Source organism: Streptomyces sp. NPDC017520 (assembly GCF_044329855.1).
Classification (GTDB): domain Bacteria; phylum Actinomycetota; class Actinomycetes; order Streptomycetales; family Streptomycetaceae; genus Streptomyces.
This window is the reverse complement of sequence record NZ_JBIRKB010000001.1, coordinates 230,792-249,301: the sequence shown is the minus strand read 5'-3', so window position 1 is coordinate 249,301 and position 18,510 is coordinate 230,792. Positions and strand designations below refer to the sequence as shown.

Annotated in this window: 20 protein-coding genes; 9 read left to right on the top strand and 11 right to left on the bottom strand. The window is 72.6% G+C overall.

The genetic code is table 11. The features are described 5' to 3' along the window. Positions 1-43 precede the first annotated feature (43 nt). On the top strand, positions 44-580 hold the full coding sequence (locus ACH4KB_RS01150; RefSeq protein ID WP_398062404.1) for a hypothetical protein: 537 nt from the start codon (positions 44-46) through the stop codon (positions 578-580). Between the two features lie 24 nt (positions 581-604). Here the strand turns inward: ACH4KB_RS01150 and ACH4KB_RS01145 are convergent, their stop codons facing one another. Further along, positions 605-1,375: a hypothetical protein gene (locus ACH4KB_RS01145; protein WP_398062402.1), complete on the bottom strand. Its 771-nt coding sequence runs from the start codon at positions 1,373-1,375 to the stop codon at positions 605-607. 246 nt (positions 1,376-1,621) lie between these two features. Between ACH4KB_RS01145 and ACH4KB_RS01140 the strand changes: the two genes are divergently transcribed. Genes ACH4KB_RS01140 through ACH4KB_RS01130 form a run of 3 tightly spaced genes read left to right on the top strand, consistent with a single transcriptional unit; the run spans position 1,622 to position 4,635 of the window. Continuing rightward, a complete protein-coding gene (locus tag ACH4KB_RS01140; protein ID WP_398062400.1) occupies positions 1,622-2,908 on the top strand; it encodes a magnesium transporter MgtE N-terminal domain-containing protein in 1,287 nt (428 codons plus the stop codon). Further along, on the top strand, positions 2,898-3,458 hold the full coding sequence (locus ACH4KB_RS01135; RefSeq protein ID WP_398062398.1) for a DUF1003 domain-containing protein: 561 nt from the start codon (positions 2,898-2,900) through the stop codon (positions 3,456-3,458). The genes ACH4KB_RS01140 and ACH4KB_RS01135 overlap by 11 nt, the downstream gene beginning before the upstream one ends. Before the next feature lie 43 nt (positions 3,459-3,501). Continuing rightward, a complete protein-coding gene (locus ACH4KB_RS01130; protein ID WP_073740090.1) occupies positions 3,502-4,635 on the top strand; it encodes an Mrp/NBP35 family ATP-binding protein in 1,134 nt (377 codons plus the stop codon). Positions 4,636-4,693: 58 nt separating this feature from the next. Here the strand turns inward: ACH4KB_RS01130 and ACH4KB_RS01125 are convergent, their stop codons facing one another. From ACH4KB_RS01125 to sigE, 5 genes are all read right to left on the bottom strand, one after another. Continuing rightward, positions 4,694-5,353, bottom strand: a complete 660-nt coding sequence (locus tag ACH4KB_RS01125; protein WP_274343762.1) for a hypothetical protein — start codon at positions 5,351-5,353, stop codon at positions 4,694-4,696. A gap of 126 nt (positions 5,354-5,479) precedes the next feature. After that, a complete protein-coding gene (locus tag ACH4KB_RS01120) occupies positions 5,480-5,980 on the bottom strand; it encodes a sec-independent translocase (RefSeq protein WP_398062395.1) in 501 nt (166 codons plus the stop codon). 148 nt (positions 5,981-6,128) lie between these two features. Next, entirely contained in the window at positions 6,129-8,042 is a 1,914-nt protein-coding gene (locus ACH4KB_RS01115; RefSeq protein ID WP_398062393.1) for a trypsin-like peptidase domain-containing protein, read from the bottom strand. 89 nt (positions 8,043-8,131) lie between these two features. Then, positions 8,132-9,181: an anti-sigma factor family protein gene (locus ACH4KB_RS01110; RefSeq protein WP_398062391.1), complete on the bottom strand. Its 1,050-nt coding sequence runs from the start codon at positions 9,179-9,181 to the stop codon at positions 8,132-8,134. Beyond that, positions 9,178-9,939 carry an RNA polymerase sigma factor SigE gene (gene sigE, locus ACH4KB_RS01105; RefSeq protein ID WP_329355902.1) on the bottom strand — a complete coding sequence of 254 codons (762 nt, stop codon included), beginning with the start codon at positions 9,937-9,939 and terminating at the stop codon, positions 9,178-9,180. Before sigE ends, ACH4KB_RS01110 begins: the two co-directional genes overlap by 4 nt. Before the next feature lie 178 nt (positions 9,940-10,117). Here sigE and ACH4KB_RS01100 point away from each other — a divergent pair, with 178 nt between their 5' ends. Further along, complete coding sequence (locus ACH4KB_RS01100) at positions 10,118-10,783, top strand: O-methyltransferase (RefSeq protein WP_398062389.1); 666 nt, start codon at positions 10,118-10,120, stop codon at positions 10,781-10,783. 125 nt (positions 10,784-10,908) lie between these two features. Here the strand turns inward: ACH4KB_RS01100 and ACH4KB_RS01095 are convergent, their stop codons facing one another. Next, complete coding sequence (locus ACH4KB_RS01095) at positions 10,909-11,076, bottom strand: DUF3117 domain-containing protein (protein WP_003966491.1); 168 nt, start codon at positions 11,074-11,076, stop codon at positions 10,909-10,911. 315 nt (positions 11,077-11,391) lie between these two features. On the opposite strand from ACH4KB_RS01095, the gene ACH4KB_RS01090 reads away from it, so the two are divergent. Next, a complete protein-coding gene (locus ACH4KB_RS01090; protein WP_398062387.1) occupies positions 11,392-12,204 on the top strand; it encodes an enoyl-CoA hydratase/isomerase family protein in 813 nt (270 codons plus the stop codon). Between the two features lie 171 nt (positions 12,205-12,375). Here the strand turns inward: ACH4KB_RS01090 and ACH4KB_RS01085 are convergent, their stop codons facing one another. Together ACH4KB_RS01085 and ACH4KB_RS01080 are read right to left on the bottom strand one after the other, a co-directional pair. Beyond that, positions 12,376-12,972: a DNA-3-methyladenine glycosylase I gene (locus ACH4KB_RS01085; RefSeq protein WP_398062385.1), complete on the bottom strand. Its 597-nt coding sequence runs from the start codon at positions 12,970-12,972 to the stop codon at positions 12,376-12,378. After that, positions 12,969-13,421, bottom strand: coding sequence for a DivIVA domain-containing protein (locus tag ACH4KB_RS01080; RefSeq protein ID WP_398062383.1), 453 nt, complete (start codon positions 13,419-13,421; stop codon positions 12,969-12,971). Before ACH4KB_RS01080 ends, ACH4KB_RS01085 begins: the two co-directional genes overlap by 4 nt. Before the next feature lie 75 nt (positions 13,422-13,496). On the opposite strand from ACH4KB_RS01080, the gene folP reads away from it, so the two are divergent. Continuing rightward, complete coding sequence (gene folP, locus ACH4KB_RS01075) at positions 13,497-14,369, top strand: dihydropteroate synthase (RefSeq protein WP_398062381.1); 873 nt, start codon at positions 13,497-13,499, stop codon at positions 14,367-14,369. Positions 14,370-14,643: 274 nt separating this feature from the next. Here the strand turns inward: folP and ACH4KB_RS01070 are convergent, their stop codons facing one another. Both ACH4KB_RS01070 and dapE read right to left on the bottom strand, forming a co-directional pair. Beyond that, positions 14,644-15,429 carry a TIGR00730 family Rossman fold protein gene (locus ACH4KB_RS01070; protein ID WP_398062379.1) on the bottom strand — a complete coding sequence of 262 codons (786 nt, stop codon included), beginning with the start codon at positions 15,427-15,429 and terminating at the stop codon, positions 14,644-14,646. 107 nt (positions 15,430-15,536) lie between these two features. Then, entirely contained in the window at positions 15,537-16,616 is a 1,080-nt protein-coding gene (gene dapE / locus ACH4KB_RS01065; protein ID WP_398062377.1) for a succinyl-diaminopimelate desuccinylase, read from the bottom strand. A 61-nt stretch (positions 16,617-16,677) separates the two neighbouring features. Between dapE and ACH4KB_RS01060 the strand changes: the two genes are divergently transcribed. Both ACH4KB_RS01060 and ACH4KB_RS01055 read left to right on the top strand, forming a co-directional pair. Then, positions 16,678-17,604, top strand: coding sequence for a hypothetical protein (locus tag ACH4KB_RS01060; protein ID WP_398062375.1), 927 nt, complete (start codon positions 16,678-16,680; stop codon positions 17,602-17,604). A 290-nt stretch (positions 17,605-17,894) separates the two neighbouring features. Beyond that, the gene (locus ACH4KB_RS01055) at positions 17,895-18,350 is read left to right on the top strand and encodes an ATP-binding protein (protein ID WP_398062373.1); all 456 of its coding nucleotides are present in this window, start codon (positions 17,895-17,897) and stop codon (positions 18,348-18,350) included. Positions 18,351-18,510: the final 160 nt, after the last annotated feature.

Here is an 18,510-nt window from a genome sequence, read left to right as displayed (position 1 = left end):
GCGACGCCGCACCCCGATCGCCGGTCGGTCTAAGCTCGCGCCCATGACTGACGCCGCCGCACCCGATGCCGCCGCCGACCTGCTGGAGAGGGCCCTCGTCGAGGAGGCCACGAAGAAGTCCGGTCTCGTCTGGGTGCGGGGCGACGGGCCGGCCCGTGCCGTCTGGCACGTCTGGCACGACGGCGCGGCGCACCTGGTCGGCGGCGGCCCCGGCGAGCAGCCGCTGCCCGAGGGCCTGGCCGACGGCGGCCGCGCCGAGGTGACCGTACGGAGCAAGGACAAGGGCGGCCGGATCGTCGCCTGGGGCGCGGTGTGCCGTTTCCTCCCGCCGCACTCCGAGGAGTGGGAGGCGGCGGTCGCCGAGCTGAAGGGCAAGCGGCTGAACGCGCCGGACGCCGAGTCGATGACGGAGCGGTGGGCCCGCGAGTGCACCGTGGTGCGGCTGACGCCCGACACCGTCAGCACCGCGCTGCCGGACAGCTCGCTGGCGGCCGTCCCGTTGCCGACCGGGGCCACCACCCGGCAACCGGCCCCGGCGGCGCTCCCCCGGCTGCTGCTGAAGCGTCGCCGGAAGCGCTGAGCCAGGGCCCCGCGGTCCGGTCGCTCAGCCGGAGGACTTGGGGAGCTGGCCGCCGTAGTCGACGGTGTCGTCCTCCTGGGGCGCCTCCAGCGGGAAGGCCTGCCCCCAGTCGGCCAGCGTGACCGTGCCCCCGCCGCCGCCCCGGGCCACCCGCACCGGGTACGGCTGGTCCTCCAGCGAGACGTCGAACGCCCCGCCCTCGCCCTTGCCGCCCAGGATCTGGATGGTGCGCAGCCCGGCGACCGTGTCCCGGCCGCCCTTGCTGACCTCTCCGTTCAGCGTGAGGAGCCCGTCGAGCAGGACCTTCTTGTCGGTGAAGCCGCGCAGCTGGCGGTAGCTGGGGTCACCCTCGGGGACCTTCACGTACTTGCCGCCCAGCTTGTCGGCTGCCGTCACGTCGGAGGACCCGCCCTCGCCGCCGCCGCTCTCCTCGTGGGTCCAGAACTCCGCCGGCGCCTTCAGGTAGAGCTCGTCGTCCACCCGCAGCAGGGCGAAGCTCTGCTGCTTGGAGGTCACCGAGCCCATGCCGCCCTCCGCGCTGAGCTTCATCTCCAGCCGGTAGGTGCCGCCCTTGCTGACGAGCGTGCCCGACAGCCGTACGGCGCTCGCCGCCTCGGCCGCCGCTCTGGCCTTCTCGTCGATCTCGGTGGCGGAGAGTCTGGCGACGCCGTTGGTCCCCTTGTCCGGGTCCTCCTCCGTGCCGCAGGCGGCCAGGGCCGCGGTGAGCCCTCCGCACAGCACGAGAGCGAGGGCGGTCCGGCGATGGTTCCGCACGGCCGGGGCGAAAGAGGTCACGGGCGCACTGCCTCTCAACTGCGATCGGGGGTGGCAGACGGCAGCGTACCCGGGAGGCGTGTGCCCCCCGGCAGCCAGCCGTACGGACCGGTCCGCCGGGGCACGGTGCGGGGTTAAGGGCTAGCCTGATCCCGGCGTACCGGCGGATTCCGCCGGCCGGCGGCGCCCGGTCCGGGACGGCCGGGCGCGGACCGTCCCGCGGAACATGACGGCACAGTGGACACGGACGGGCGAAGGAGGCCGAGGATGGCGGCGGTCACCCCCAGGGTCTTCGTCTCGCACCTGTCCGGCGTACCCGTTTTTGACCCGAACGGGGACCAGGTCGGCCGGGTCCGTGATCTGGTGGCGATGCTGCGGGTCGGCGGACGCCCGCCGCGCATCCTGGGCCTGGTGGTCGAGGTGATCAGCCGCCGGCGGATCTTCCTGCCGATGACCCGGGTGACGGGCGTCGAGTCCGGCCAGGTCATCACCACCGGCGTCGTCAACATGCGGCGCTTCGAACAGCGGCCCACCGAGCGTCTCGTCCTCGGCGAGTTCCTGGACCGGCGGGTGCGGCTGGTGGGTGGCCATGGCCAGGACGGTGAGGAGGTCACCGTCCTGGACGTGGCCATCCAGCAGCTGCCGGCCCGCCGTGACTGGGAGATCGACAAGTACTTCGTCCGCAAGGGGCGTGGCGGGGCGCTGCGCCGCAAGGGCGAGACCCTGACGGTGGAGTGGTCGGCGGTCAGCGGTTTCTCGCTGGACGAGCACGGCCAGGGCGCCGAGAGTCTGGTCGCCACGTTCGAGCGGCTGCGGCCCACCGATGTGGCGAACGCCCTGCACCACCTCTCGCCGAAGCGGCGGGCGGAGGTCGCCGCCGCCCTGGACGACGACCGGCTCGCCGACGTGCTGGAGGAGCTGCCCGAGGACGACCAGGTGGAGATCATCGGCAAGCTCGCGGAGGAGCGGGCCGCCGACGTCCTGGAGGCGATGGACCCCGACGACGCGGCCGACCTCCTCTCCGAGCTGCCGGAGGAGGACAAGGAACGGCTGCTGGCGCTGATGCGTCCGGACGACGCCGCCGACGTCCGCCGTCTGATGTCGTACGAGGAGCGGACGGCGGGCGGTCTGATGACGACCGAGCCGATCGTGCTGCTGCCCGACGCCACGGTGGCCGACGCGCTGGCCCGGGTGCGGCAGGCGGACCTGTCCCCGGCGCTGGCCGCGCAGGTGTACGTGTGCCGCTCCCCCGACGACACCCCGACCGGGAAGTACCTGGGCACGGTGCACTTCCAGCGGCTGCTGCGCGACCCGCCGTTCACCCTGGTCAGCTCGATCGTCGACAGCGACCTGGTGCCGCTGTCGCCGGACACCCCGCTGCCGACGGTCACCAGCTATCTGGCCGCGTACAACATGGTCTCGGTGCCCGTCGTGGACGAGACCGGTTCGCTGCTGGGCGCGGTGACCGTGGACGACGTCCTGGACCACCTGCTGCCGGACGACTGGCGCGAGACGGATCTGCACGGGGAGGAGGGGATCGGCCATGGTGGGTGACGAGCGGGCGAAGGCGGCGTCGACCGGCGCCTCGGGCCTGGTGCGGCCGCCGCGCACCCGGCTGGACCAGCCGAAGGACCCGCGCCGGCGGCTGCTGCCGGAGTACGACCCGGAGGCGTTCGGCCGGTTCTCGGAGCGGATCGCGCGGTTCCTGGGGACCGGGCGGTTCATCGTCTGGATGACGCTGATCATCATCATCTGGGTGCTGTGGAACATCTTCGCGCCCAAGGATCTGCGCTTCGACCAGTACCCGTTCATCTTCCTGACGCTGATGCTGTCGCTCCAGGCCTCCTACGCCGCGCCGCTGATCCTCCTCGCGCAGAACCGGCAGGACGACCGCGACCGGGTCACGCACGAGCAGGACCGGAAGCAGAACGAGCGCTCCATCGCCGACACCGAATACCTGACGCGGGAGATCGCGGCCCTGCGTATGGGCCTGGGCGAGGTCGCCACCCGGGACTGGATCCGCTCGGAACTCCAGGACATGGTGAGGGACATGGAGGACCGGCAGGTGCTGTCCCCGGCCGAGAGTGACGAAGGCGACCGCTGAAGGGCTACCCGCACGTAGCCCTCAGCGCCGTAACATCGTCCGTATGGCTACGGAAGACGCGGTGCTTGAGGCACTGTCGACAGTGAACGACCCGGAGATCCACCGCCCGATCACCGAGCTGGGCATGGTGAAATCGGTCGAGATCGATCCTGACGGTGTAGTCGCTGTCACGGTGTATCTCACGGTCTCCGGCTGTCCGATGCGCGAGACGATCACCCGCAACGTGACCGAGGCGGTCGCCCGGGTCGAGGGCGTCTCGCGGGTCGAGGTGACCCTCGACGTCATGAGCGACGAACAGCGCAAGGACCTGGCGAGCTCGCTGCGCGGCGGCACCGCCGAGCGGGAGGTGCCGTTCGCCCAGCCCGGCTCGCTGACCCGGGTGTACGCGGTCGCCTCCGGCAAGGGCGGCGTCGGCAAGTCCTCGGTGACGGTGAACCTCGCCGCGGCGATGGCGGCCGACGGCCTGAAGGTCGGCGTCGTGGACGCGGACATCTACGGGCACAGCGTGCCCCGGATGCTCGGTGCGGACGGCAAGCCCACCCAGGTCGAGAACATGATCATGCCGCCGTCCGCGCACGGCGTGAAGGTCATCTCCATCGGCATGTTCACCCCGGGCAACGCGCCCGTGGTCTGGCGCGGTCCGATGCTGCACCGGGCGCTCCAGCAGTTCCTCGCCGATGTGTACTGGGGCGACCTGGACGTGCTGCTGCTCGACCTGCCGCCGGGCACCGGCGACATCGCGATCTCGGTCGCGCAGCTCGTGCCGAACGCGGAGATCCTGGTCGTCACGACCCCGCAGCAGGCGGCGGCCGAGGTGGCCGAGCGGGCCGGCTCGATCGCCGTGCAGACCCACCAGAAGATCGTCGGCGTGGTGGAGAACATGTCGGGCATGCCGTGCCCGCACTGCGACGAGATGGTCGACGTGTTCGGCTCGGGCGGCGGCGCACGGGTCGCCGAGGGGCTGACCCGCACGGTCGGCGCCGAGGTGCCGGTGCTCGGCTCGATCCCGATCGACGTACGGCTGCGCGAGGGCGGCGACGAGGGCAAGCCGGTCGTCCTGTCCGACCCCGACTCCCCGGCCGGCAGCGCGCTGCGCTCGATCGCCCAGAAGCTGGGCGGCCGTCAGCGCGGTCTGTCGGGCATGTCGCTGGGGATCACCCCGCGCAACAAGTTCTGACGCCTGTCGCGGCGACACAGGGCGGGCCGGTGGTCATCCGGCCCGCCCTGTCGCGTTGCTACGCGTACGTCTCGATGTCCTTGATGGCCGCGAAGCCGAGACCGTACGCGCTCATCCCCCGCCCGTACGCCCCGATGTGCACACCCTCGTGGGCGGAGCCGGCGAGGATCCAGCCGAACTCGGACTCGCGGTAGTGGAACTCCACGGGCACCCCGTCCACCGGGAGGGAGAGCGTCGACCAGGGCGCGCTGCCGAGGTCGTCGGCGAGGGTGAACGCCGTCTCGGTCTGCTGGTCCAGCCAGTCGTCGCGCAGGGTGTGGTCCATCTGGGGCGGCCAGGTGTACGCCAGCAGGCCGGAGCCCGCGAGCCAGGCCGCCGAGGACACCGTGGTGGCGTCCAGCACGCCCGTACCGTCACCGCTGCGTCTCACCGGGCTCGCGGCCACGGTGATCACCGCCGCGAACCGCTCCTTGTCGGTGGAGCCGTCCGACTTCACCGACGGCTCGTCGCCGTGCCCCGTCGCACCGTGCTGCACCGTGCCGTCCGCCGCGGTGCCGACCTGCATCAGCCAGCGCGGGCCGGTGAAGGCCTCGTCCAGGCCGTACCAGGGGAAGGTCGCTTCCCGGTAGCCGTCGACGGTACGCCGCGTCGCCGGCACCTCCTCCGCCGTGGCCGTGCCCGGGACACCGTCCGTATCAATCCGACTCGTCGTCTCCATCTGCGCGGCCGCCTCCTCGATCAGTCATGATCCGGAGCGGCCCGCCCCCCGCGGGCTTGGGCATCCTCGCAACCGGACAGATGGAGAATAGCCATACCGTCCGGACGAGTCGGGATTGACCGGGGGTCAGGTGGCGTCCGCATCGAACGGCGGGCGCTCGGGCTGCGTCTGCTGCGGGGTCTTCTTCAGCAGGTCAGGGGCGGTGTCGCCGGTTTTGGTGAGGCTGGTCACCGAGCCGTCCGCCGACGCGCCCGCCGAGCCGTTCGCCGCACTGTTGGCGGTATCGGACGTCGTCGGGGTGCGCCCGTTGACCGCGTCCGTGACGTCGGAGATCTCCTTGCGCAGGTCGAAGCTCTCGCGGATCTCCTTCAGCCCCAGGTCGTCGTTGCCGTCCATCAGCTGCTTGCGGACGAACGTCTTGGGGTTGAGGTCCTCGAACTCGAAGTCCTTGAACTGCGGGCCCAGCTCCGAGCGGATGTCTTCCTTCGCGCTGTCGGAGAACTCGCGGATCTTGCGGATGGTGCGCGTGACGTCCTGGATCAGCTTGGGCAGCTTGTCCGGGCCGAAGACCAGCACGGCCAGCACCCCGAGCGTCAACAGCTCCAGTGCGCCAATGTCATTGAACACCTTGTTGCTCCTCGTGTTCTCCGCGTGTTCTCCGTGCGATCGCGGCCCGGGTCTCCCAGCCGCCCGGACCGCTCAAAGGTACCTGTCGAAGGTGTCCGGGCGGTACCTCGCGGTGGCCGTCACGTGCCGCTCGACCTCGCGGTGGACGTCACGTGCCGCTGGCCGAGCCGAGCGTCAGGGTCACCGTCCGCTCCTCGCCGCCGCGGGTCAGCCTGAGGTCGAGCTCGTCGCCGGGGCGGTGGGCCCGGATCTTCACGATCAGCTCCTCGCCGCTGTGCACCCGCCGGCCCTCGACCTGGGTGATGACGTCGCCGGACCGGATGCCCGCCTTGGCCGCGGGGCCGTCCTTCGCGACGGCGGGCGCGCCGTCGGCTCCCTCCGTGCCGACCTTGGCCCCGTCGCCGGTGTACTTCATGTCCAGCGTGACGCCGATGACCGGGTGGGTGGCCTTGCCGGTGCTGATCAGCTCCTCGGCGACGCGCTTGCCCTGGTTGATGGGTATCGCGAAGCCGAGGCCGATGGAGCCGGACTGGCCGCCCGCCTCGGGGCCCTGACCGCTGTCGGCCGCGCGGATGGCGCTGTTGATGCCGATGACGTGGGCCTGGGTGTCGACCAGCGGCCCGCCGGAGTTGCCCGGGTTGATCGGGGCGTCGGTCTGGAGGGCGTCGACGTAGCTGATGTCGCTGCCGTCGCCCTTCTCGCCGCCCGCGGTGATCGGCCGCTGCTTGGCGCTGATGATGCCCGAGGTCACCGTGTTGGAGAGGTCGAAGGGGGCGCCGATGGCCACCACCGGGTCCCCGACCTGGACGTTGTCGGAGTTGCCCAGGGGCAGGGGCTTGAGGCCGGAGACCCCGCGGACCCGGACGACCGCGAGGTCGTAGCCGCTGTCCTTGCCGACGAGCTCGGCGGAGGCCGTCTCGCCGCTGCTGAACGTCACGGTGATGTCCCCGCTCGCCCCGGCCGGGGCGACGACGTGGTTGTTGGTGAGGATGTGGCCCTGGCCGTCGAGGACGAAGCCGGTGCCCGTGCCGGACTCGGCGGTGCCGCTGACGTGCAGGGTGACCACGCTGGGCAGGGCGCTGGCGGCGATGCCCGCGACGCTCTCGGGGGCCCGGTCACCGTTGTCGCGGCCCGCCTGCGGCAGCTCGACGGTGGTCAGGCCGCCGTTGCGCTCGATGTACGCGCCGACGCCGCCGCCGACGCCACTGGCGACCAGGGTGAGCAGGAGCACCCCCATGAACGCCCCGCCCCGGCGCTTCTTCCCGCGGCCGGGCTCGGCGCCCTCGGGGGGTCCCGGGCGGGTCAGTGGCTGCCCCGGAGCGCCCCAGGGGTCGTACTGGAGCCACTGCGTGTGCTTCTGCGCGTGCGGTTGCGGCGCCGGGTGCGGTGCGGGGTGCTGCCCCTGGTGCTCAGGGGCTCCCTGGGACTGCCCGGGGACTCCTTGCGGCGGGTGCGGTGCGTGGGCGGCGTGCGCCTGCGGCTGTGCGTGCGGCCCCGGGGGCGGGAAGCCGTCGGCGGTCTGCGCGCGCGGGGGCGGGAAGCCGTCGGCGGGCACGGGCTGCGGTGCCGGGGCGGGCGCCGGCGCGGGGGCCGGGGTTCCGGCGCCGTTCGTCGCGGCGTACTGCGGGGCCGGTGCTCCGGCGCCCGGCGGTACGACGGTGCCGTGGGCGGGGGTGGGCCGCTGCACCGGCGGGGCGGGCGCCCAGGGGCCGGGGCCGCCGTAGGGCGGGGTGCTGTACTCGTCGGGCTCGTGCAGCGGGGCCCCGGACGGGCGGGGGCGCGGAACCTCCTGGCCGCCGTGGACCGTCGGCCGGACGGCGGCGTCGGAAGGCGGAGCCGGGGTCGCGCTGTCCGGGGCCGGGGGCGTGCTGTCCCTCGTGCTGTCCGGGGCCGGGGCCGGGGTCGAGGCGGCGTCCGAAGCCGGGGGCGTCGGCTCTCGGTCCTCGGCCGGCGGAGCGTCCGACGGGGCCGGCCCGCCGTCCGGCTCCGTGCGGTCGCCGCCCCCCGCCGGGGGGCGGCTCCACCACTTCGCCTGCGGCCCGGTGGGCTTCCCGTCGTCCATGCTCTCCCCGCAACTGGCTTCTGTACGCCCCACCGAGGCGTCCCTCACCGGAATTCAACCAGGTTTGCGAATCCCCGCGCAGGGTCCGGTCAGGGCCGGGGGGAAAGCGGGCTGGCCAGATCGTTGGCGAGCGGCCCCGAGGGAACCGGGGAGGGGCCCGTCCTGGGTGCCGCACCGCTGCCGAGGGCAGCCGCCAGCAGCGGGGTGCCGGACACCGCCGGACGTATCAGCGGCGACACGGACACGTTCAGCACGGGGAAGGTGAAGGGGTGCCCGCCCGAGGCCTGGACGCCGAACAGCGGCGGGGCGGTCGGCGGCCCCTGCCGGTTCGCCGGAGAGGTGCCGACCGGAACCACCGGTGTCGCGCCGGTGAGTGTCGAGGGCACCCGGTTCGTCCCGGCGGGGGCGGTGCCGGACGCGGGCCGCTCGGCCGCCCGGCCGTCGCCGGTCACCACGAGGGCGCCGCCGCCCTGGCGGCTGACCGCCTTCGCGCCGTTCTCGGCGCGGGTCGCGGCGTCGAGCGGGGTGACGTTGTTCCCGGCGCCCTCGGCGCGCAGGGAGGATTCGGGGCCGGAGTCCAGCGGCAGGGTGCCGCCCAGCGCGATGGCCGCGAGGGAGACGGCGCTGGCCGCGGCGAACGCGAAGCGCCGCCCGCGCCAGGGCGAGCGGTCCGCGTCACGGGCCACCTCGTGTATGCGGAAGACCGAACCGGAAGCGGGACCGCCGGGCAGCACGGCGGTGGAGCCGTGGGTGGCGGGGAGGTATCCGAAGCCGTCCAGGGGGGAGGGTGCGGTGTCGGCTCGGGTGCTGCCGCTGGAGGGCCGCAGCCCGGGGAAGAACTCGTCGGCGAAGGGTCCCCGGCCGCCGAACGGCCCGCCGGAGCCGGTGTCGTCAGTGCCAGGACCCCCGGGAAGGCCCTGTAGCCGGGCCAGGAAGCCCTCGGAGGGCGAGGGTGAGGCGGACATGGCGAAGGCGCTCTTGAGGCGGCGCTGGGCATCGGCCTCGGCCTTGCACTTGGCGCAGGTCGCCAGGTGGGCCAGGACCCGCTCACGGGCGTCGTGTTTCAGCTCGCCGTCGACCAGCGCGGCGAGTCGGTCCCCCAGATGCGCTTCCGCGGGGGTGGGTCCTGTGCCGCTCACGCCGTTCCGCCCTCCCCTGCCAGGACCGCGTCCGCCAGCGAGCGCTGCTCGGCGCGGGCCTCGGGCGAACGGTGCTTGAGCGCCTTGCGCAGGTGCGAGCGGCCGCGGTGGATACGGCTGCGGACGGTGCCGAGCTTCACCCCGAGGGTCGCGGCGATCTCCTCGTAGCTGAGGCCCTCGATGTCGCAGAGGACCACGGCCGCACGGAACTCGGGCGCGAGGGTGTCCAGCGCCTGCTGCACGTCCGCGTCGAAGTGGGTGTCGTTGAAGACCTGCTGCGGGGACGGCTCACGGCTCGGCAGGCGCTCGGCCGCGTCGTCCCCGAGCGAATCGAAGCGGATGCGCTGCTTGCGCCGGACCATGTCCAGGAAGAGATTGGTCGTGATGCGGTGCAGCCAGCCCTCGAAGGTGCCGGGTGTGTAGGTCGACAGCGAGCGGAACACCCGGACGAAGACCTCCTGGGTCAGGTCCTCGGCGTCGTGCTGGTTTCCCGTCAGCCGGTAGGCGAGGCGGTACACCCGACCGCTGTGCGTGCTGACGATCTCTTCCCATGAGGGCGGGGTCCACGCCTGAGAATCCGCATCAGAGGCGAAGGTCGCGGTCGTTGCGGAGTCTTCGGAAGAACGGTCAGCAATGTTGGTCACGGATTTCGGCTCACCGGCCGACCTGAGGAGACGCCGCAGCATCCCTCCCCGGTCCACAGGCGCAGCCGCACCTCCCCTATCGGCTCTGGTGGTGTCCAGTGGAGCCCCTACCATAGCCACCTCGCCCGTTAGCTCCGGATAAGCCTTTTTCCCTGCTGGGGCCGGGCGTCGCCCGGGACTTTCCCGCAGCTCGGCGGTCCGATCCGCGGACCCGGTCACTGCGCTTTCCCCACTGCATGCACAACGCCCGGTCCCATCTGCGGGTTCCCGGCTCCAGCGGATACAGTCACCGTTGCGCCAACTACGGGGTCAGGAGAGGGCCATTACCGCCAACCGGCAGACGAGCTGGGCGTTCGCCGACGCCTTTGTCGCCGAGGACGAAGCACTGCACGGGGCCCGGGAGCGGGCTCGCGAGCTGGGGCTTCGCTCGGTGTCACCGGGCACCGGCGCTGCGCTGCGCCTGCTGGCAGGCGCAGCGGACGCCAAAGCGGTGGCGGAGATCGGCACGGGCACCGGCGTGTCCGGCATCTATCTCCTGCACGGAATGCGGCCGGACGGGGTGCTGACCACGGTGGACCCCGAGCCCGAGCGTCAGCAGTTCGCCCGGGCGGCGTTCCGCGAGGCGGGCTTCGCCACCAACCGGGCCCGGTTCATCCCCGGCCGCGCCCTGGACGTCCTGCCCCGGCTCGCGGACGGCGGTTACGACCTCGTCTTCTGCGACGGCGACCGGCTGGAGAGTCTCGATGTGCTCGCTGAATCGTTGCGCCTGCTGCGGCCCGGCGGGCTGGTCTGCTTCGAGGGCGTCTTCGCCGACGGCCGCACGGTCGACTCCGCGGCCCAGCCGGCCGAGGTACTGCGACTGCGGGACCTGCTGCGGGCGGTGCGCGAGAGCCAGGAGCTGATGTCGACCCTGTTGCCGGTCGGCGACGGCCTCCTCTGCGCGGTCCGGCGCGGCTGAGCACGAAGGCCCCCGTGGCGAGCGGGGAGAACCCCGTGGCGAGCACGGGGATCCCCGTCAGAACGCACCACTGCCCGGTACGGAATTCCGTACCGGGCAGTGGTGAAGGTGATGGGCGTTCCGCGTCAGCCGACGACCTTCTTCAGCGCGTCGCCGAGGGCATCGGCCTCGTCCGGAGTCAGCTCGACAACAAGCCGACCGCCGCCTTCGAGCGGAACGCGCATGACGATGCCCCGCCCCTCCTTTGTCACCTCGAGCGGGCCGTCGCCCGTCCGCGGCTTCATGGCCGCCATGCTCGTTCCCCTTCCTGAAACCAGCTCATCGCAACCGGCGGCCCCATGACAGGCGCTGCCTCACCGGCATCGAACACATTGCTTCTTCGCCATTATCCCGCATCAATGACCCCGATGACCAACATCGGTGTGCATCGCTTGCGCAACGCGCTCTCTCAAAACCACCCAATTCGGCGATCCGGCTGCGATACTGCGCCGCCTCGGACCCCCAGGTGAGAGCCAATTGTTAGACGCAGGTCACATCCCTGCCCAACTCCGGATCGGCCATGCTTGCCTGCAGTGGCAACGATGCCCGAGCAGCGAGGGGACACCTAAATGGCCGACGAGCCGGCGAACACCGTCCTGTACGACGTGAGCGAAGGTCTCGCGACGATCACGATCAACCGACCCGGCGCGATGAACGCCATGAACACCGCTGCGAAGGTCGCGCTGAGGGACGCGCTGCTGGCGGCGTCGGCGGACGCGGGGGTCCGGGCGGTGCTGCTCACGGCCACCGGGCGTGCCTTCTGCGTCGGCCAGGACCTCAAGGAGCACGTCGCCACGCTCTCGGCCACCCGCGAGGCGGGCGGCGGGAACGCGCTGAGCACGGTGCGGGAGCACTACAACCCGATCGTGCGGGCGATCACGGAGATGGCCAAGCCGGTCGTCGCCGGGGTGAACGGCGTCGCGGCCGGGGCCGGGTTCGGATTCGCGCTCGCGGCCGACTACCGGGTGGTCGCCGACACCGCCTCCTTCAACACCTCGTTCGCGGGCGTCGCACTCACGGCGGACTCGGGCGTGTCCTGGACGCTGCCCCGGCTGATCGGGCAGAGCCGAGCCGCCGATCTGCTGTTCTTCCCGCGGTCGGTCTCCGCGCAGGACGCGTTGGAGCTGGGGATCGTCAACCGCGTCGTCCCCGCGGCCGAGCTCGCCGAGCAGGCGGCGGCGGTGGCCCGGGCCCTGGCGGACGGCCCCACGGTTGCGTACGCGGCGCTGAAGGAGTCGATGGCGTACGGCGCCGGGCACACGCTCGCCGAGGCGCTGGAGAAGGAGGACGAACTCCAGACCCGGGCGGGCGCGTCGCAGGACCACACCATCGCGGTGGAGGCGTTCCTGGCCAAGGAGAAGCCGGTCTACCTGGGGAAGTAGCCGCGGCTCAGAGGCTGTCGGGTGTCCTCGGGGCGGACAGCGGACGCGGTCTGGTGCGTGCGATTCCAAGGCGGAGGAGGGAGGCGACGCGGAGCGTCGTCGACCGACGACAACGCCGGAAGCGTGCGTGCCAGGGCGTGGCCGCCCGACCCGAGGACACCCGACAGCCTCTCAGCGCGGCGCCGCCCCGCCGCCGCGCGCCACACAGTCCGCGAGGTGGTCGTCGACCAGTCCGCAGGCCTGCATCAGCGCGTAGGCGGTGGTGGGGCCGACGAAGCGGATCGAGCGCTTCTTCAACGCCTTGGCGAGCGCGGTGGACTCCGGCGTGATGGCCGGGACGTCCGAGAGGCTGCGCGGGGCGGGCCGGCCGGCCGGGTCGGGGGCGTAGGACCAGATCAGCTCGTCCAGCTCCCCCTCCGACCAGTCGGCGAGCACCTTGGCGTTGGCGAGGGTCGCGTCGACCTTGGCCTTGTTGCGGATGATCCCCGGGTCGGCCAGGAGCCGCTCCCGGTCGGCGTCGGTGAACTTCGCGACCGCCTCGATCCGGAATCCCTCGAACGCGGTACGGAAGGTCTCGCGGCGACGAAGGATCGTGATCCAGGAGAGCCCGGACTGGAAGGCCTCCAGGCAGAGCCGTTCGAACAGGGCGTCGTCCCCGTGGACCGTCCGGCCCCATTCGGTGTCGTGGTAGGCGAGGTAGTCCTCGGTGGACAGGCCCCACGGGCAGCGGAGCCCGCCGTCGGGGGCGGCCACGGCCGCGCCGCTCATCGCCCGTCCTCCGCGGCGCGGTCCGAGCTGTTCGCGTGGCCGCCCGGTTCCGCGGGCCGGTCGCCGGGCTGCTCGAACAGGTCGGTGCCCGTCGTCACCGCGGCCGCCTGCACTCCGGCCAGCGCGGATTCCAGCTCGGCGATCCGGGCGTCGCGCTCGGCCAGTTCGGCGCCGAGCCGGGAGAGCGCCTCGTCGACGTCCGCCATCCGGTAGCCACGGGGGGCCATCGGCAGGCGCAGCGCCTCGATGTCCGCCCGGCCGACCGGGCGGGTCGCGGGCAGCGGATCGGTGAACCGGTCGGGCGGTACGTCCTGGAGCACGGCGCTCCCACCGCCTCCGACCACCGCGAGGGTGACCGCGGTGACGACCACGACCATCGTGAGCAGCAAGAACCAGAACACGCGTATCTCCCCGGGGGCGGAAACCTCGTCCGGCCCCGATCGTGCCATGCGGCACGGACAAGTCGGGGCCGGCCCGATGAGGCCTTAGGGTCGCAGGCGGGCTATCTGAGGAGGAAAGACGGGATGCGAAGCGGTGCACTCAGGCTGGGGCGGCGGGAATTCGGTCCGCACGAGCCGGTGATCATGGCGATCGTGAACCGGACCCCGGACTCCTTCTACGACCAGGGCGCCACCTTCGGGGACGAGCCGGCGCTGGCCCGGGTCGACCAGGCGGTGGCCGAGGGCGCCGCGATCATCGACATCGGCGGGGTGAAGGCGGGTCCCGGCGAGGAGGTGGGCGCCGAGGAGGAGGCGCGCCGCACGGTCGGGTTCGTCGCCGAGGTCCGCCGCCGCCACCCGTCCGTGGTGATCAGCGTGGACACCTGGCGGCACGAGGTCGGCGAGGCGGTCTGCGAGGCCGGGGCCGATCTGCTGAACGACGCGTGGGGCGGGGTCGACCCGAAGTTGGCGGAGGTCGCCGCGCGGTACGGGGCGGGCCTCGTGTGCACGCACGCGGGCGGCGCGGAGCCGCGGACCCGGCCGCACCGGATCGCGTACGAGGACGTCATGGCGGACATCCTGCGGGTCACGGTGGGGCTGGCCGAGCGGGCGGTGGAGCTCGGGGTTCGGCCGGACGGGATCATGATCGATCCGGGGCACGACTTCGGGAAGAACACCCGGCACTCGCTGGAGGCGACGCGGCGGCTCGGGGAGATGGCGGAGACCGGGTGGCCGGTGCTGGTGTCCCTGTCCAACAAGGACTTCGTGGGGGAGACGCTGGACCGGCCGGTGAAGGAGCGCGTGATCGGCACGCTGGCGACGACGGCGGTCTCGGCGTGGCTGGGGGCGCGGGTGTACCGGGTGCATGAGGTGGCGGAGACGCGGCAGGTCCTGGACATGGTGGCGTCCGTTGCCGGGCATCGGGCGCCGGCCGTGGCGCGGAGGGGGCTGGCGTAGTTCTGCCGCCTGTCCGGCGGGCGGGGTCCGGGGCGCTGCCCCTGGACCCCGCTCCTCAAGCGCCGGAGGGGCTGGTACCGATGCCCTCAGACGCCGGGCGGGCTGACTGTGGCCGGACCGGCCGAAAAGATGCCCTCAAACGCCGGGCGGGCTGGGGGTGGCCGGGTCGGCTGAGTGCCCCCGCGCGGGCCGGAGGTGCCCTCACTTCAAGAGATGTCCTCAATCGCCGGACGGGCTTGAATCGGCCGGACGGCTTGATCGCGCCGGACACTCCCTAGCGGCCGACCTCCTTCGTGACCAGCGTCACCGCTTCCTCCACGTCGTCCGTCACGTGGAAGAGCATCAGGTCCTTCTCCGAGGCCTTGCCCTGGGCCACCACCGTGTCGCGGAGCCAGTCGACAAGGCCGCCCCAGTAGGCCGTGCCGAACAGGACGATCGGGAAGCGGGTGACCTTGCCGGTCTGGACGAGGGTCAGCGCCTCGAAGAGTTCGTCCAGGGTGCCGAGGCCGCCTGGCAGGACCACGAAGCCCTGGGCGTACTTCACGAACATCGTCTTGCGGACGAAGAAGTAGCGGAAGTTGACGCCGATGTCGACGTGGGGGTTGAGGCCCGACTCGAAGGGCAGCTCGATGCCGAGGCCGACCGAGACGCCCTTGGCCTCCCGGGCGCCCTTGTTGGCGGCCTCCATCGCGCCCGGGCCGCCGCCGGTGATCACCGCGAAGCCCGCGTCGACCAGCGCCTTGCCGAGCTGGACGCCGGCCTCGTACTCCGGCGACCCGTCCGGGGTACGGGCCGAGCCGAAGACGCTGATCGCGCTCGGCAGTTCGGCGAGCGCGCCGAAGCCCTCGACGAACTCCGACTGGATGCGCATCACCCGCCAGGGGTCGGTGTGCACCCACTCGGAGTCGCCCTCGGAGTCCAGCAGCCGCTGGTCGGTCGTGCCGGGCTGGACCTGCTCCCTGCGGCGCAGGACCGGGCCCAGCCACTGTTCCTCGGGGCTGACCGCGCCCTCGGGAACCTCCGCACCCTCGGGGATCCGTGCGTCTTCGGCGTTGCCCATGTTCCGCTCCCTCCACCGACCCGCGTCGCGCTGGGTCGTGTCGTACTGCGTACGGTCAGCGTAGATCGGCGGAGGTTACGTACGGGGGAATGCCGTGCGGCGGGCGGTCAGCCGGTCAGCCAGGAGCGCAGCCGGTCCTCGCAGTGGGTGATCTTCGCGACGGCCACGTGCTCGTCGCGCTTGTGGGCGTACATCGGGTCACCGGGTCCGTAGTTCACCGCGGGGACGCCGAGCGCGCCGAAGCGGGAGACGTCGGTCCAGCCGAACTTGGGCCGGGCGGTGCCGCCGACGGCGGTCATGAACGCCTGGGCGGCGGGGTGGGAGAGGCCGGGCATGGCGGCGCCGGAGTGGTCGTCGATGACGATCTCGGCCACGCCGCAGTCGGCGAAGACCTCGCGGACGTGGGCGATGGCCTCCTCCTCGGTGCGGTCGGGGGCGTAGCGGTAGTTGACGACGACGGTGCAGGCGTCCGGGATGACGTTGGTGGCGACGCCGCCCTCGATGCCCACCGCGTTGAGGCCCTCGCGGTATTCGAGGCCGTCGATGACCGGGCGGCGGGGCTCGTACGCGGCGAGCTTCGCCAGGATCGGGGCGGCGGCGTGGACGGCGTTGGCCCCCATCCAGCCGCGGGCGGAGTGGGCCCGCTCCCCCGTCGTCCGCAGGTGGACCCGGAGGGTTCCCTGGCAGCCGCCCTCGACCTCGCCGTCGGAGGGCTCCAGCAGGACGGCGAAGTCCCCGGCGAGCCACTCGGGGTGGGCTTCGGCGATGTGGCCGAGGCCGTTGAGGTGTGCGGCGACCTCTTCGTTGTCGTAGAAGATGAAGGTCAGGTCGCGGTTGGGCTCGGGGACCGTCGCGGCGATCCGGAGCTGGACGGCGACGCCGGACTTCATGTCGGAGGTCCCGCAGCCCCAGAGGATCCCGTTCCCGTCGAGGCGGGAGGGGACGTTGTCGGCGATCGGCACGGTGTCGATGTGCCCGGCGAGGACGACGCGCTCGGCGCGGCCCAGGTCCGTGCGGGCGACGACGTTGTTGCCGTGGCGGTCGACGGTGAGGTGGGGCAGGGCGCGCAGGGCCGACTCGATCGCGTCGGCGAGGGCCGTCTCCTCCCCGCTGACCGAGGGGAAGTCGACGAGCCGGGCGGTGAGCGCCGGTCCGTCCTGGGTGAGGTCAAGGGTGCTGTCGGCCATGGACCCGACCCTAAGGGACTTGGGTATCGGCCCCGGCCGTACCCTCCAGTACGGTGGGCCCGTGCCCAGGACAGCCAGCCCTCGCCGACGACGCCTCCTCCGCTACGGGGCCGCCCTCGCCGTGCTCGCGGCCCTGGGCGGTTACCTGGCCGTGCAGTACGACTCGTCCGGGTCGAAGAGTCCGCCGCGCTGTGTGGTGGAGGCGCAGGACGGGGACGGGGGCGGGACGCAGCGTTACGAGATGAGCCTCGCCCAGACCGTCAACGCGGCGACGATCTCCGCGGTCGGCACCACCCGGGGCATGCCCGAGCGGGCGGTGACCATCGCGCTGGCGACCGCGCTCCAGGAGTCCACGCTCCGCAACATCGACTACGGGGACCGGGACTCGGTGGGCCTGTTCCAGCAGCGGCCCTCGCAGGGCTGGGGCACGGTGGAGCAGATCATGGACCCGGTGTACTCGTCGGAGAAGTTCTACGAGGGCCTGGCCGAGGTGCCGGGCTATTCGCGCCTCCCGCTGACCGTGGCCGCGCAGCGCGTGCAGCGCAGTGGATTCCCGCAGGCGTACGCGAAGCACGAGCCGGACGCCGCGCTGCTGGCCGCCGCCCTGACCGGGCGCAGGCCTGCCTCGCTGAACTGCACCCCGTCGACGGCCACTGCGGACGGCCCGGGGGACGCCGCGCGGGTGCGGACCGAGCTGGTGCGCGCCTTCGGCAAGGACGTGCTGCCCGGCGCGGTGGCCGCGGGGGCCTCCGCCGCGTCGACCGTCTCGGTGCCGGTCCCGGCGGCCGCGGCGCGGTCCGAGGGCAAGGGCGCTCCGCAGCGCGGCTGGGAGCTGGCGCACTGGGCCGTGGCGCAGTCCGAGGCCCTGCGGATCGAGCGCGTGAGCTACGCGGACCGGGTCTGGGACGCGGGTTCGGGCTGGCGGACGGAACGCGCGAAGGGTAAGGAAACGGGCACGTCGGCGGTCCGGATCCAGGTCGTTCAGTAGTACGACCTGTCCTCCGTTCGGGCCTCGGAGGCCATGGCTCCGGACGCTTTCCGCACGACTCCTCCCACCTCCGTGAACCTGCCCCGATTCCCTTGCCGCTCAAGGGAAGTGACGGTTCACCGGAGGGCGGCGGTATGGATTGTTTGCCCGGGTTCTTCCGCTGCGGATAATCGGACCCATTACTCAGTCTTTACCTTCGCCCACCGCAACCTTCCCCTCCCCCGAAGCGGTTGTCACTGCGTCCGATCACCGGACAGACGGATTCGTGCACAACCCGCTGAAGGAGCATCATGTCCCTCCCCCTGACCCGTCGGATCGCTCGTGCCGCGCTGCTGATCGCCGCAGGCGCGGCCCCCGTGGTCGGTGCGGCCGGCGCCGCGAGCGCCGCAGATCTCCCGGCGACCCCGGACCTGGGCGGACTGACCGCGCTGGACGGCGCCGGTCTCGGCAACACCGTGGACAGCGCCGTCCAGCAGGGCACCCAGGCGGCCGGCGACACCGGCGGCCGCCTCGTCGGCACGGCGCTCCCGGCCGCCGGCAAGACCGTCGGCAAGTCCGCCGGGGTGGCCATCCCGGCCGCCCAGGAGACCGCGGGCCAGGCCGCGGGCAACGCGGGCCAGGCCGTGGGCGGCGTGGCCGAGGCCGCCGGCGGCAGCCTCCCGACCGACGCGCTCGGCGGCGGCCTGCCCACCGACTCCCTGACCAAGGGCGGCCTCCCGCTGGGCGGTCTGCCGATCGGCGGCTGATCCACCGCAGCACCGCAGCACCAGTAACGCGCCGAGGGCCTCGGGAGTGCGCACTCCCGAGGCCCACGGCGCCACGCCCGGTCGTCCCGAATCCCCCCCCAAGAGCAGGGCGGCGACCACGAGCCACCCTCGCCCGGCGGGCGCTCCCCCGCCGACGGGG

What these genes read in the sequence shown, in the direction of transcription:
- ACH4KB_RS01115 (WP_398062393.1), bottom strand. Translation starts at nt 8,042, where the DNA reads ATGGACGACGGGAAGCCCACCGGGCCGCAGGCGAAGTGGTGGAGCCGC.
- ACH4KB_RS01130 (WP_073740090.1), top strand. Translation starts at nt 3,502, where the DNA reads ATGGCTACGGAAGACGCGGTGCTTGAGGCACTGTCGACAGTGAACGAC.
- ACH4KB_RS01125 (WP_274343762.1), bottom strand. Translation starts at nt 5,353, where the DNA reads ATGGAGACGACGAGTCGGATTGATACGGACGGTGTCCCGGGCACGGCC.
- ACH4KB_RS01080 (WP_398062383.1), bottom strand. Translation starts at nt 13,421, where the DNA reads ATGGCACGATCGGGGCCGGACGAGGTTTCCGCCCCCGGGGAGATACGC.
- folP (WP_398062381.1), top strand. Translation starts at nt 13,497, where the DNA reads ATGCGAAGCGGTGCACTCAGGCTGGGGCGGCGGGAATTCGGTCCGCAC.
- sigE (WP_329355902.1), bottom strand. Translation starts at nt 9,939, where the DNA reads ATGGTAGGGGCTCCACTGGACACCACCAGAGCCGATAGGGGAGGTGCG.
- ACH4KB_RS01085 (WP_398062385.1), bottom strand. Translation starts at nt 12,972, where the DNA reads ATGAGCGGCGCGGCCGTGGCCGCCCCCGACGGCGGGCTCCGCTGCCCG.
- ACH4KB_RS01070 (WP_398062379.1), bottom strand. Translation starts at nt 15,429, where the DNA reads ATGGGCAACGCCGAAGACGCACGGATCCCCGAGGGTGCGGAGGTTCCC.
- ACH4KB_RS01150 (WP_398062404.1), top strand. Translation starts at nt 44, where the DNA reads ATGACTGACGCCGCCGCACCCGATGCCGCCGCCGACCTGCTGGAGAGG.
- ACH4KB_RS01140 (WP_398062400.1), top strand. Translation starts at nt 1,622, where the DNA reads ATGGCGGCGGTCACCCCCAGGGTCTTCGTCTCGCACCTGTCCGGCGTA.
- ACH4KB_RS01135 (WP_398062398.1), top strand. Translation starts at nt 2,898, where the DNA reads ATGGTGGGTGACGAGCGGGCGAAGGCGGCGTCGACCGGCGCCTCGGGC.
- ACH4KB_RS01055 (WP_398062373.1), top strand. Translation starts at nt 17,895, where the DNA reads ATGTCCCTCCCCCTGACCCGTCGGATCGCTCGTGCCGCGCTGCTGATC.
- ACH4KB_RS01095 (WP_003966491.1), bottom strand. Translation starts at nt 11,076, where the DNA reads ATGGCGGCCATGAAGCCGCGGACGGGCGACGGCCCGCTCGAGGTGACA.
- dapE (WP_398062377.1), bottom strand. Translation starts at nt 16,616, where the DNA reads ATGGCCGACAGCACCCTTGACCTCACCCAGGACGGACCGGCGCTCACC.
- ACH4KB_RS01090 (WP_398062387.1), top strand. Translation starts at nt 11,392, where the DNA reads ATGGCCGACGAGCCGGCGAACACCGTCCTGTACGACGTGAGCGAAGGT.